Source organism: Streptomyces sp. NPDC021225, assembly GCF_044332865.1.
Classification (GTDB): Bacteria; Actinomycetota; Actinomycetes; order Streptomycetales; family Streptomycetaceae; genus Streptomyces.
This window is the reverse complement of the sequence record NZ_JBIRPV010000019.1, coordinates 1-12,290: the sequence shown is the minus strand read 5'-3', so window position 1 is coordinate 12,290 and position 12,290 is coordinate 1. Positions and strand designations below refer to the sequence as shown.

Sequence of the window (12,290 nt, the reverse complement as noted above, 5' to 3'; positions counted from 1 at the left end):
CCTGTGCCGGGCCTCCCTGCTATCGGAGCAGCGCCTCCGCCAGCGCGCGGCGAATGCTCCTATAACAGAGTAAATCACCCCGCAATTGGCCAGGGCCGGTGCAGATGGGCCAGGTCGTCGGGGGGCGGGGTGCCGGGTCGGTAGACGGGCGGGGTCTGGTCGACGGCGGTCGCGGGGGCGTCGGCCAGCTGGAAGCGGCCGCGCAGGAGCCGGTAGAACTGGAGCGGCGCCAGCCGCGCCAGGCGCAGGCGGTACGGGGCCCGGTAGGCCGCCATCCAGTCGCCGGGGTCCAGCACCCCGCGCAGCTGCCCGTCGATGCTGACGGCCACGCGCCCGGAGTGCGGAAGGACGCGGACCGCGACCATCTCGTCGGCCCCGGCGATCACGGTGCGGTCGAAGGCCATGTGCGGAGCGACCGGCGTGAAGACGATCGCGTCGGTCTCGGGGGCCAGGACGGGGCCTCCGGCGGCGAAGCTGTAGGCGGTGGAGCCGGTGGGGGTCGCCACGATGACGGCGTCGGCCGAGTAGCAGGCCAGCAGCTGTCCGGCCAGATACACGGCCAGGCTCGCCTGCCGGTTCCGGGCGAGTTTCTCGAAGACCACGTCGTTCACCGCGGTGACGTCCAGGGCGATGCCCCAGCCGGACTCCGTGACGACGCCGGGGCGCACGGTGGGGGCGGGCAGCGCGGGGCCGCGCCCGTAGCACAGCGGCTCCTCCAGGCCGACGGGCGTCTCCAGCGGGCGCGACGCCCGGAGGGTGAGCACCATCCGCTCCTCAATGACCGCCTGGCCCCGGTGGAGGATGTCCAGGGCGCCCTCGACCTGGTCGGTGGCGATCTCGGTGAGGAAGCCGACCCGGCCCACGTTGACCCCCAGCACCGCCGCCCCGTCCTTGGCGGCGATCCGCGCCCCGCGGAGGAAGGTGCCGTCGCCGCCGAAGGTCATGACCGCCCCCGGGTGGCCCGCGGCCACCGCCTCGTCCTGGCCGCCGCGCCGGGGCACCCCTTCCCGCCACACGTCGATGTCGGCGCACACGACATCGTGCGCGGCACACCACGCCCGGGCGGTCTGCGCCGCCGCGACGGCGGCGGGACGGCCCTGGTGGACGACGAGTCCGAGCCGGGTCAGAGGCATCGATTCCCACGGTAGCCCGCGCCTGTCGGTGCCGCAGGTCGCGGTGGCGCGGGGCCCGACGGCGTACCACGGCGGTCAGGCGCAGGGGCGCAGCCAGCCGTGGGGGTCGGCGGTCAGGCCGGTCTGCCGCTGGAGCAGGGCTTCCCGGAGGCGCATCGAGACGGGGCCGGGGCGTCCGTCGGCGACAGTCCAGGCGGTGTCCTCGGTCCGGGCGTGGCCGACGGGAGTGATGACGGCGGCCGTGCCGCAGGCGAAGACCTCGCTGATGGAGCCGTCGGCACAGCCCTCCTGCCACTCCTGGAGGCTGATGCGGGTCTCGTGGGTCGGGTAGCCGAGTTCGTCCGCGATCGTGAGCAGGGAGTCGCGGGTGACGCCGGCCAGCAGGGTGTCGGTCAGCCGTGGGGTGACGACGCGGGCCTCGCTGCCGGTGCCGTGGACGAAGCACAGGTTGGTGACGCCGACTTCCTCGATCCACCGGCGCTCCAGCGCGTCGAGCCACACGACCTGGTCGCAGCCGTGTTCCGCGGCCTCGGCCTGTGCGATCAGCGAACCGGCGTAGTTTCCGGCGCACTTGGCCGCGCCGGTGCCGCCGGGGGCGGCGCGCACATATCGCTGGGTCACCCAGACGGACACCGGCTCGACGCCGCCGGGGAAGAAGGCGCCGGCCGGGGAGGCGATGACCACGAAGAGGTAGGAGGAGGCCGGCTTGACCCCGAGGGCGTTCTCGGTGGCGATCATGAACGGTCGCAGGTAGAGGGAGCGTTCGGCGCCGCGGGGGACCCACGCCCGGTCCTGGCGGACCAGCAGTTCGCATGCCTGGACGAAGGTGTCCACCGGCAGTTCGGGCATGGCCAGCCGGCGGGCGCTGTGCTGGAAGCGGCGGGCGTTGGCCTCGGGCCGGAAGAGGGCGACGGTGTCGTCGGGCTGCGGATAGGCCTTGAGCCCTTCGAAGATCGCCTGCCCGTAATGCAGCGTCATGTTGGCCGGGTCCATGGCGAGTGGGGCGTACGGGCCCAGCCGGGCGTCGTGCCAGCCGCGGTCCGCGGTCCAGCCGATGGTCACCATGTGATCGGTGAAGTGGCGGCCGAAGCCGGGGTCGGCCAGGATCGCCTGGCGGTCGGCGGCGGGGCGGGGTGAGGGGTGCGGCAGCCGCTCGAAGGCGAGGTGTGTCATGGGCGGTCCTCACAGGCGGGGTCGGTCGGCGGGGCCGTCCGCGCGGAGCGTCCGGTCCGCGCGGGCGGCCCCGCCGTCGCGCGTCAGTCGGCGAGCCGGCGGCTGATGACCAGCCGCTGGATCTGGTTGGTGCCCTCGAATATCTGCATGATCTTCGCTTCGCGCATATAGCGCTCGACGGGGTAGTCGCGGGTGTATCCGTAGCCGCCGAAGACCTGGACCGCGTCGGTGGTGACCTTCATGGCGGCGTCGGTGGCGATGAGTTTGGCGACGCTGGCCTGCCGGCTGTACGGACGTCCCGCGTCACGGCGGCGGGCGGCGTCGAGGTAGGTGGCCCGTGCGGAGTCGACGGCGGCGGCCATGTCCGCCAGCAGAAAGCCGAGCCCCTGGTGGTCGATGATCTTGCGGCCGAAGGCGGTGCGCTCACCGGCGTACGCGACGGCGGCGTCCAGGGCGGCCTGGGCCAGCCCGGTGGCGCAGGCGGCGATGCCCAGCCGGCCGGAGTCCAGGGCGCTGAAGGCGATCTGGAGGCCCTGGCCCTCCCGTCCGATGAGCCGGTCGGGGTCGAGCAGGGCGCCGTCCCAGTAGGCGGCCGTGGTGGGGATGGCGTGCAGGCCCATCTTCTCCTCGGGCCGGCCGAAGGTGAGGCCGTCGGCGTGGCCGGGGGCGAGGAAGCAGGAGATGCCGTCGCCGCCCGGGGCGGTGCGGGCGAAGAGGGCGTAGAACCCGGCCTTGCCGCCGTGGGTGATCCAGGCCTTGGCGCCGTTGATCCGGTAGCCGTCGGCGTCCTTGTCGGCCCGGCAGGTCAGGGCCGCGGCGTCCGAGCCGGCCTGTGGTTCGGAGAGGCTGTAGCCGCCGATGAGACGGCCGCTGAGGGTGTCCTCGGCCCAGCGGCCGAGCTGAGCGGCGGTGCCGAAGGTGAGGAGGGGGAAGGTGGCGAGGGTGTGGACGCTCACGGCGACGGCGACGGCCGCCCAGCGCGCCGCCAGCTCCTCGAGGGCCTGGAGGTAGACCTCGTACGGCTGGTCGCCGCCGCCGTGCTGCTCCGGGTACGGCAGGCCCAGCAGGCCCGCCTCTCCGAGCAGGGCGAACAGCCCCTCGGGATAGGTTTCGGCGCGTTCGTGTTCGTCGACCCGGGGGGCGAGCTCCTTGTCGGCGATGTCGCGGACGAGGTCCAGCAGGTCCTCGGCCTCCCGGGTGGGCAGCAGGCGATCGACGGGCATGGCGGTGCTCCAGGGTGCGTGCGTGCGGGCGGGTGAACGAGGTCGGGCGGCGACGGGATCGAGGAGCTCGGTGCGGCGTCAATATGGTGCCGTGGGGCACAAGGACCTTGCGAGATGTCGGGTGGAAGACGCAAAGCATTTCTACGAGCGGGCCGCTCAGGTAGGTTCGATTGCGCGCGAGGGGTTGTTTTATCGGCCGCGGCAGGGGCCGGGAGGCAGGGGGTCGGCATGACCGAGATCGACGATGTGGACCGCCAGTTGCTGCGGATGCTGCGCGAGGACGGGCGGCGCACCTACTCCGAGATGGCGCCCGAGGTGGGGCTGTCGGTGGCCGCGGTCAAGCGCCGGGTGGACCGGATGCGGAACAGCGGCGTGATCACGGGCTTCACGGTGCAGGTCGATCACGCCAAGCTGGGCTGGGGGATCGAGGCGTTCGTGGAGCTGTCGTACACGGGCACCACCCCCGTCGGGGAGATCGTCCGCACGGCGTACAAGGTGCCCGAGGTCCAGGCGGTCTTCACGATCGCGGGCGACCCCGACGCGCTGGTTCATGTCCGGGTGCGGGACATCGAGCATCTACAGCAGACCATCGACGGGCTGCGCCGCGCGGGGCAGGTCACCGGCACCAAGACGCTGATGGTGCTGGGCTCCTGGACGAGAAACGCCTGAGGAGGCGCTACCGGCCCCGCGGGCCGCGGGCTCGTGGGGTGGGGCCGCCCGGCCCCCGGCCCCCGGTCAGGTGGTGGCGGCGATGGCGCAGGCGGGGTGGCCCCAGCCGTCGGGGTTCTTCTTGATGGTCTCCCCCTTCGCGTACGGCGCTCCGCAGCGGCAGCGGCCGGGGAACTTCGCCGTGATGGAGCCGCCCGAGCGCGCCCCGCTCCCCCGCTTGGCCGCCTGCTTGCCGCCGCGCCCCGCCGGGCGGGCGGGCCCGGTGGGGGCCTGTGGCTCGGGCAGGGCCGAGCCGAGGGAGCTGCCGATGGCCTGCTGGGTGCGGGCCGTGTCGCTGGCCGCCTGGTCCGCGGCCGCGTTGAACGGGTCGCCGCCCACCTGGTGCGCCGCCACGTGGACGAACTCCACGTCCCGGCCGCCCAGCAGTTCGTCGATGCTCACCACGAGATCGCGGTTGGCCACCGGTGAGCCCGAGGCCGTCTTCCAGCCCTTTCTGCGCCATCCCGGCAGCCAGGTGGTGACCGCCTTCATCGCGTACTGGGAGTCCATCCGCACCTCGAGCGGCGCGGCCGGGTCGGTGGCCTCCAACAGGCGCAGCAGCGCGGTCAGTTCGGCCACGTTGTTGGTGGCGGTGCCGAGCGGCCCGGCCTCCCACCGCGCCACCGTGCCGTCGGCGCCCGCGATGACCCATGCCCAGGCCGCGGGCCCGGGGTTGCCCTTCGAGGCGCCGTCGCACGCGGCGATGATCCGTGTTGTCATTCCCCCGATACTGCCACCCCGGCGGACGCGTCCCGAACCTCGCGCACCCCGGCGGGTGGTCAGCGGCTGATGTGCATCCCGGGCCGGGGCGGCGCCCCGTACTCCTCCGGCTCCCCGACCCACCCGGCCATGAGGACCAGGCCGGACGCCCGGTGCACCGCCAGGAAGCCGAAGGGCCGGTCAAAGCGCGCGTGGACCAGCTTGGCCCGGTGCGGGGGCGCCATCGGGACGCCCCCGGGCGCCGCGGCCAGCGCGGTGACGGCGGCGGCCCGGAAGCCGAGGGCGCCGAAGGTCGCCGTCGCGCTCTGCCGCGCCGCCGAGATCGCCAGCGGCGCCCCGCTGATGCCGGGGAAGTGGCCGTGCGAGGCGTTGCGCGCGGAGCCGAGCCCGAACAGCGGCGCGTGGTCGAGCAGATTGTGCTCGCCGTTCACGGTGAAGGGCACCGCGGTGACGCGGAGTACGGGCGTCTGGTCCCAGCTCTGCACGGTCTCGACGGTCAGGCCGGGGGCGGGGGTGCCGGGCGGGAGCGCCTCGACCGCGGTGGCCGGGTACGTCCCGGCGAGCGCGGCCACGCCCGTGTGCAGCACCTGCCCGCCCGGGGCGCCCTCCGCACCGAGGAGCAGATGGACGTCCAGGCCGTTGTCTCCCGCGACCCGCAGCGTGGTCAGCGGGCCGTCGGGGGTGTGCGCGACGCCGATGTCCTCGGACAGCGGGCCGGTCCTGGACAGTCCGGCCAGCGTGCGCCCGGCCCAGGGGCCGTGGCGCGGGGCCGTCAGGGAGGGGTCGAAGGGCCGGCGCCAGGTGGTCCGTACGACCAGGGCGGTGGCCAGCACCAGCAGCGTGTCCGGGTCGACCACGGGGGGCATTTTCTCGATCATGCCGTCGGTGTGGCGGGCCGCCCAGGCGTTCATCCGCGCGAGGTCGGCGTCCACGTCGCCGGTGAGGGCTCCGTGGGTGTCCAGGGGCAGCCGGTTCAGCCACTCGGGGCGCAGCGGCAGTTCCTGACGTGTCCACAGCCCGAGCGCCGAGTCGACGCCCGGCAGCTCGCCCAGCGCGGTGAGCAGGTGCCGGCCCTGGGCGAGCGCGGAGTCCGCGCCGATGCCCAGCGCCCGCTCCAGCTCCCGCCGGGCCGTGCCGTCGGCGGCGTCGGCGAGCAGGGCGAGGGCCGGCCAGACGCCGGCCGCGGTGAGGACGGTGCCGCGCTCGCCCACGGCCTCCCGGGCCCAGTTCGCCGTCATCGCGTTGACGGCCCGCACCGCCGTGGTGTCCTCGGTGACCATGTGCTCCCCCGTGTGCTGTGCTGCGGAACGGCGGCTCGCGACCGCCTTGCGGGAGCAGCTTAACGATCTCCTGGGGGCCGCCCAGGGGGCCGTGCGCCAGATCACACGGGCCCCCGGAATAGGGGCGGAGGGCCTCACGTTCAGGTGATTGTTTCATAGCTGAACATAAAGGGATCGGGCCCACATGCACGCGATCCTGCGGGAGAAGCGGACCGAAAACAATGACTGACGCACTCAAGCGCCTGGCCGACGAAGGCGTAGCGATCTGGCTCGACGACCTGTCGCGCAAGCGCATCGCCTCCGGGAATCTGGCCGAGCTGATCGACCGGGACCATGTGGTCGGGGTCACCACCAATCCATCGATCTTCCAGAAGGCGATCTCCGGCGGCGACGGCTATCAGGACCAGCTCCGCGATCTGGCCACCCGCGGGGTGACCGTGGACGAGGCCATCCGCATGGTCACCACCGCCGATGTGCGCGACGCCGCGGACATCCTGCGCCCGGTCTTCGCGTCCACGGGCGGCCGGGACGGCCGGGTCTCCATCGAGGTCGACCCGCGGCTCGCCCACCGCACCGCCGCCACCGTCGCCGAGGCCAAGCAGCTCGCCTGGCTGGTCGACCGCCCCAACACCCTGATCAAGATCCCGGCCACCGAGGCCGGACTCCCCGCGATCACCGAGGTCATCGGCGCGGGCATCAGTGTGAACGTCACGCTGATCTTCTCCCTCGACCGGTACCGGGCCGTGATCGACGCCTATATGGCGGGCCTGGAGAAGGCCCGGGCGGCGGGGATCGACCTGTCGGGGATCCACTCGGTGGCGTCCTTCTTCGTCTCCCGCGTGGACACCGAGATCGACAAGCGCCTCGACGCGCTGGGCACCGACGCCGCCCGGGCCCTCAAGAGCCGGGCCGCCCTCGCCAACGCCCGCCTCGCCTACCAGGCGTACGAGGAGGCCTTCGACAGCGACCGGTGGCGGTCCCTGGAGCAGGCGGGTGCCAACCGGCAGCGTCCGCTGTGGGCCTCGACCGGCGTCAAGGACCCCGCCCTTCCCGACACCCTCTACGTCACCGAGCTGGTCGCCCCCGACACGGTCAACACCATGCCCGAGGCCACCCTGGCCGCCACCGGCGACCACGGCGAGATCACCGGCGACACCGTCCACGGCACCTACGAGGAGGCCCGGGCCGTCCTCGACCGGCTGGCCGAACTGGGTATCTCGTACGACGAGGTGGTCCAGCTGCTGGAGGACGAGGGCGTGGCGAAGTTCGAGCAGGCCTGGATGGACCTGCTCACCTCCACCGAACACGAGCTCCGGCGCCTGGCGCCCGAGGAGGTCTGAGCCATGTCGACCGCCACACCCGGCCGGTGGACCAACCCGCTGCTCGACCCGGAGGACCGCCGTCTGCCGCGCATCGCGGGCCCGTCCGGCCTGGTCATCTTCGGTGTCACCGGCGACCTGTCGCGCAAGAAGCTGATGCCGGCCGTCTACGACCTGGCCAACCGCGGCCTGCTGCCGCCGGGCTTCTCCCTCGTGGGCTTCGCCCGCCGCGACTGGGAGGACGAGGACTTCGCCCAGGTCGTGCACGACGCGGTCAGGGAGCACGCCAGGACGCCGTTCCGCGAGGAGGTCTGGCGGCAGCTCGCCGAGGGCATGCGGTTCGTACCCGGTGAGTTCGACGACGACAAGGCGTTCAGGACGCTCCGCGAGACCGTCGACGAGCTCGACGCGGCGCGCGGCACCAGCGGCAACTTCGCCTTCTACCTCTCCGTGCCGCCCAAGTTCTTCCCCACCGTCGTACGGCAGCTCAAGAAGCACGGCCTGTCCGACGCGCCCGGCGGCTCCTGGCGGCGCGCGGTCATCGAGAAGCCCTTCGGACACGACCTGGCCTCCGCCGAGGAGCTGAACCAGGTCGTCCACGAGGTGTTCGCGCCCGACCAGGTGTTCCGCATCGACCACTACCTGGGCAAGGAGACCGTCCAGAACATCCTGGCGCTGCGCTTCGCGAACCAGATGTTCGAGCCGATCTGGAACCGGTCGTATGTCGACCATGTGCAGATCACCATGGCCGAGGACATCGGCATCGGCGGGCGCGCCGGGTACTACGACGGCATCGGCGCGGCCCGGGACGTCATCCAGAACCACCTCCTCCAGCTCCTCGCGCTGACCGCGATGGAGGAGCCCGCCGGGTTCGACGCCCAGTCGCTGGTGACCGAGAAGCTGAAGGTCCTGGGGGCCGTCAAGCTCCCCGCCGACCTCGGCGCGCACACGGTGCGCGGGCAGTACGCGGCCGGCTGGCAGGGCGGCGAGCTGGTGCCGGGCTATCTGGAGGAAGCGGGGATCGCCCCGACGTCCGGGACCGACACCTACGCGGCCATCAAGCTGGAGGTCGACAACCGCCGCTGGGCCGGCGTGCCCTTCTATCTGCGGACCGGCAAGCGGCTCGGGCGGCGGGTCACCGAGATCGCGGTGGTCTTCCAGCGCGCCCCGCACTCCCCCTTCGACACCACCGACACCCAGGAGCTGGGTCAGAACGCCCTGGTCATCCGGGTGCAGCCGGACGAGGGCATCACCGTCCGGTTCGGCTCCAAGGTGCCCGGCACCTCCATGGAGATCCGGGACGTGACGATGGACTTCGCCTACGGCGAGTCGTTCACGGAAGAAAGCCCGGAGGCGTACGAGCGGCTGATCCTCGATGTGCTGCTCGGCGACGCCAACCTGTTCCCGCGCACCGAGGAGGTCGAGGAGTCCTGGAAGATCCTCGACCCCGTGGAGGACTACTGGGACACCCACGGCAGGCCCGAGCAGTACACCGCCGGGACCTGGGGCCCCAAGGCCGCGGACGACATGCTCGCACGAGACGGACGGAACTGGCGCCGGCCATGAACATCGATCTGACCAACACCACATCCAGCAAGATCAACGCGGCCCTGGTGGAGGCCCGCCGGGCCGCGGGCAGCCCCGCCGTCGGCATGGTGCTCACACTGGTGATCGTCACCGATGAGGGCAACCACTACGACGCGCTCAAGGCCGCCGCCGACGCCTCCCGGGAGCACCCCTCGCGCATCCTGGCGGTCATCAAGCGGCCCGGCCGCTCGCCGCGCGACCGCCGCGGCGCCCGCCTCGACGCCGAGGTGCGCGTCGGTGGTGACGCCGGAGGCGGCGAGACCGTCGTCCTGCGGCTGCACGGCGAACTCGCGGACTACGCGGACTCGGTGGTGCTGCCGCTGCTGCTGCCCGACGCCCCGGTCGTGGTCTGGTGGCCGGTCGACGCCCCGGCCCGGCCCGCACAGGACCCGCTGGGCGCGCTCGCGCAGCGGCGGATCACCGACACGTACGCCGTCGAGCAGCCGCTGGAACAACTGGCCGCCCGCGCCGCCTCGTACGCCCCCGGCGACACCGACCTGGCCTGGACCCGGCTCACCCCGTGGCGGGCCATGCTCGCGGCCGCGCTGGACCAGGCCCGCACGGAGGTCACCTCGGCGGTGGTGGAGAGCGAGGCGGACAATCCGAGCGCCGAGCTGCTGGCCCGCTGGTTCGCGAACCGGCTGAAGGTGCCCGTCGAGCAGGTCGTCACGGACGGCCCGGTGGTCACCGCGGTCCGGCTGCGCACCGCCGCCGGAGAGATCCACATCGACCGGCCGGAGGGCCCGGTGGCCACGCTGTCCATCCCGGGGCAGCCCACCCGCACCCTCGCGCTGAAGGTGCGCAGCACCGCCGAGCTGATCGCCGAGGAACTGCGCCGGCTCGACCCCGACGAGGCGTACGCCGCCGCCCTCCGCGCCCGGGTCACGGCCCCTGCGGTCGCCGAGAAGGTCTCCGCGAAGAAGGAGCAGAAGGATGTCTGACCCCGTCCGCCTCGACCGGCTGCCCGAGTGGGCCGCGCTGGCGAAGCACCGCGAGGAGTTCGCGGGGGTCCATCTGCGCGACCTGTTCGCGGCCGACGCCGAGCGCGCCGACCGCTATGTGCTGCGCGTCGGGGACCTGCACCTCGACTACTCCAAGCACCTGGTGACCGACGAGACGCTGCGGCTGTTCCGGGAGCTGGCGAAGGCGCGCGGCGTCGCGGAGCTGCGGGACGCGATGTTCCGCGGCGAGAAGATCAATGTCACCGAGAAGCGGGCGGTGCTGCACACCGCGCTGCGCGCCCCGCGCGACGCGGTGATCGAGGTCGACGGCGAGAACGTGGTCCCGGCCGTGCACGCGGTGCTGGACAAAATGGCCGCCTTCGCGCGGCGGGTCCGCTCGGGCGAGTGGACCGGCGCCACCGGCAAGCGCATCCGGACTGTCGTCAACATCGGCATCGGCGGCTCGGATCTGGGCCCCGCGATGGCGTACGACGCGCTGCGCCCGTACTCCGCGCGGGAGTTGGACGTCCGCTTCGTGTCCAATGTGGACGGCGCCGATCTGCACGAGGCCGTGCGGGGCCTGGATCCGGCCGAGACGCTGTTCATCGTCGCGTCGAAGACCTTCACCACGATCGAGACCATCACCAACGCCACCTCCGCCCGCGGCTGGCTGCTGGCCGGGCTCGGCGCCGACGCCGGTGAGGAGGCGGTGGCCAGGCACTTCGTCGCGCTGTCCACCAACGCGGAGAAGGTGGCGGAGTTCGGCATCGACCCCGCCAACATGTTCGAGTTCTGGGACTGGGTCGGCGGCCGCTACTCCTTCGACTCCGCCATCGGTCTGTCGCTGATGATCGCGATCGGCCCGGAGCGGTTCCGCGAGCTGCTCGACGGTTTCCACCTGGTCGACGAGCACTTCCGCACCGCCCCCGCCGAGGCCAACGTGCCGCTGCTGCTGGGGCTGCTGGGGGTGTGGTACGGCGCGTTCTTCGACGCCCAGTCGCACGCGGTACTGCCGTACAGCCATTATCTGTCGAAGTTCACCGCGTATCTGCAACAGCTGGACATGGAGTCCAACGGCAAGTCGGTGGACCGCGAGGGCAATCCGGTCGGCTGGCAGACCGGCCCGGTCGTGTGGGGCACCCCGGGCACCAACGGCCAGCACGCCTACTACCAGCTGCTGCACCAGGGCACCAAGGTGATCCCGGCCGATCTGATCGGCTTCGCCCGTCCGGTCGCGGAACTCGGCCCCGAACTGGCCGCCCAGCACGACCTGCTGATGGCCAACCTCTTCGCCCAGGGCCAGGCGCTGGCCTTCGGCAAGACCGGGGAGGAGGTGCGCGCCGAGGGCATCGCCGAGGAGCAGGTGGCGCACCGCACCTTCCACGGCAACAAGCCCACCACCACGATCCTGGCCGCCGAGCTCACTCCCTCGGTGCTCGGCCAGCTGATCGCGCTGTACGAGCACAAGGTGTTCGTACAGGGCGCGATCTGGAACATCGACTCCTTCGACCAGTGGGGCGTCGAGCTCGGCAAGGTCCTGGCCAAGCGGGTCGAGCCCGCGCTCACCGAGGGCGCCGCCGTGCCCGGCCTGGACGCCTCCACCGCCGCCCTGGTCGCCGCCTACCGCTCGCTGCGAGCACAGCAAAGGAACAGCTGACATGGAGCTTGGACTCATCGGCCTGGGCAAGATGGGCGGCAACATGCGCGAGCGCATCCGCCGCGCGGGCCACACCGTCATCGGCTACGACCGCGACCCCGGCCTCTCCGATGTCTCCGGCCTCGCCGAGCTCGTCGGCGCGCTCGAAGGCCCGCGCGTGGTGTGGGTGATGGTCCCCGCCGGCGGTCCCACCCAGGCCGTCATCGACGAGCTCGCCGGCCTTCTGTCCCCGGGCGACATCGTGGTCGACGGCGGCAACTCCCGCTGGACCGACGACGAGAAGCACGCGGAGGAGCTGGCCACGCGCGGCATAGGCTTCGTCGACGCGGGCGTCTCCGGCGGCGTCTGGGGCCTGGAGAACGGTTACGCCCTGATGGTGGGCGGCGATCCCGAGCACATCGCCGTCGTCAAGCCCGTCTTCGACGCGCTCAAGCCCGAGGGCGACTTCGGCTACGTCCACGCCGGGAAGGTCGGTGCCGGCCACTTCGCGAAGATGGTCCACAACGGCATCGAGTACGCGATGATGCAGGCCTACGCCGAGGGCTGGGA

At 72.5% G+C, this 12,290-nt stretch carries 11 protein-coding genes; 6 read left to right on the top strand and 5 right to left on the bottom strand.

Annotated elements, in window-relative coordinates:
* Window positions 1-74: 74 nt before the first annotated feature.
* The 3 genes from ACH4S9_RS43970 to ACH4S9_RS43960 all read right to left on the bottom strand — a co-directional run bounded on the left by ACH4S9_RS43970 (window position 75) and on the right by ACH4S9_RS43960 (window position 3,529).
* The gene (locus ACH4S9_RS43970) at window positions 75-1,133 is read right to left on the bottom strand and encodes an NAD(+)/NADH kinase (RefSeq protein WP_311728093.1); all 1,059 of its coding nucleotides are present in this window, start codon (window positions 1,131-1,133) and stop codon (window positions 75-77) included.
* A gap of 75 nt (window positions 1,134-1,208) precedes the next feature.
* Window positions 1,209-2,306, bottom strand: coding sequence for a branched-chain amino acid aminotransferase (locus tag ACH4S9_RS43965; RefSeq protein ID WP_311728094.1), 1,098 nt, complete (start codon window positions 2,304-2,306; stop codon window positions 1,209-1,211).
* Window positions 2,307-2,389: 83 nt separating this feature from the next.
* Entirely contained in the window at window positions 2,390-3,529 is a 1,140-nt protein-coding gene (locus ACH4S9_RS43960; RefSeq protein WP_311728095.1) for an acyl-CoA dehydrogenase family protein, read from the bottom strand.
* Window positions 3,530-3,757: 228 nt separating this feature from the next.
* On the opposite strand from ACH4S9_RS43960, the gene ACH4S9_RS43955 reads away from it, so the two are divergent.
* On the top strand, window positions 3,758-4,198 hold the full coding sequence (locus ACH4S9_RS43955) for an Lrp/AsnC family transcriptional regulator (protein WP_311728096.1): 441 nt from the start codon (window positions 3,758-3,760) through the stop codon (window positions 4,196-4,198).
* 66 nt (window positions 4,199-4,264) lie between these two features.
* Here ACH4S9_RS43955 and ACH4S9_RS43950 read toward each other — a convergent pair whose 3' ends face one another.
* Together ACH4S9_RS43950 and ACH4S9_RS43945 are read right to left on the bottom strand one after the other, a co-directional pair.
* Entirely contained in the window at window positions 4,265-4,957 is a 693-nt protein-coding gene (locus ACH4S9_RS43950; protein ID WP_398377165.1) for a ribonuclease H, read from the bottom strand.
* 59 nt (window positions 4,958-5,016) lie between these two features.
* Window positions 5,017-6,237 (bottom strand): serpin family protein, encoded by a 1,221-nt coding sequence (locus tag ACH4S9_RS43945; RefSeq protein WP_385342868.1) that lies wholly within the window; start codon window positions 6,235-6,237, stop codon window positions 5,017-5,019.
* 221 nt (window positions 6,238-6,458) lie between these two features.
* Between ACH4S9_RS43945 and tal the strand changes: the two genes are divergently transcribed.
* The 5 genes from tal to ACH4S9_RS43920 all read left to right on the top strand — a co-directional run.
* Window positions 6,459-7,577 (top strand): transaldolase, encoded by a 1,119-nt coding sequence (tal, locus tag ACH4S9_RS43940; RefSeq protein WP_398377164.1) that lies wholly within the window; start codon window positions 6,459-6,461, stop codon window positions 7,575-7,577.
* A 3-nt stretch (window positions 7,578-7,580) separates the two neighbouring features.
* A complete protein-coding gene (zwf, locus tag ACH4S9_RS43935; protein WP_311728100.1) occupies window positions 7,581-9,122 on the top strand; it encodes a glucose-6-phosphate dehydrogenase in 1,542 nt (513 codons plus the stop codon).
* A complete protein-coding gene (gene opcA / locus ACH4S9_RS43930; RefSeq protein WP_311728101.1) occupies window positions 9,119-10,084 on the top strand; it encodes a glucose-6-phosphate dehydrogenase assembly protein OpcA in 966 nt (321 codons plus the stop codon). Before zwf ends, opcA begins: the two co-directional genes overlap by 4 nt.
* On the top strand, window positions 10,077-11,741 hold the full coding sequence (gene pgi, locus ACH4S9_RS43925; protein WP_311728102.1) for a glucose-6-phosphate isomerase: 1,665 nt from the start codon (window positions 10,077-10,079) through the stop codon (window positions 11,739-11,741). The genes opcA and pgi overlap by 8 nt, the downstream gene beginning before the upstream one ends.
* A gap of 1 nt (window position 11,742) precedes the next feature.
* Window positions 11,743-12,290: NAD(P)-binding domain-containing protein (locus ACH4S9_RS43920; RefSeq protein WP_398377161.1), on the top strand; the 548-nt coding region annotated here is incomplete at its 3' end.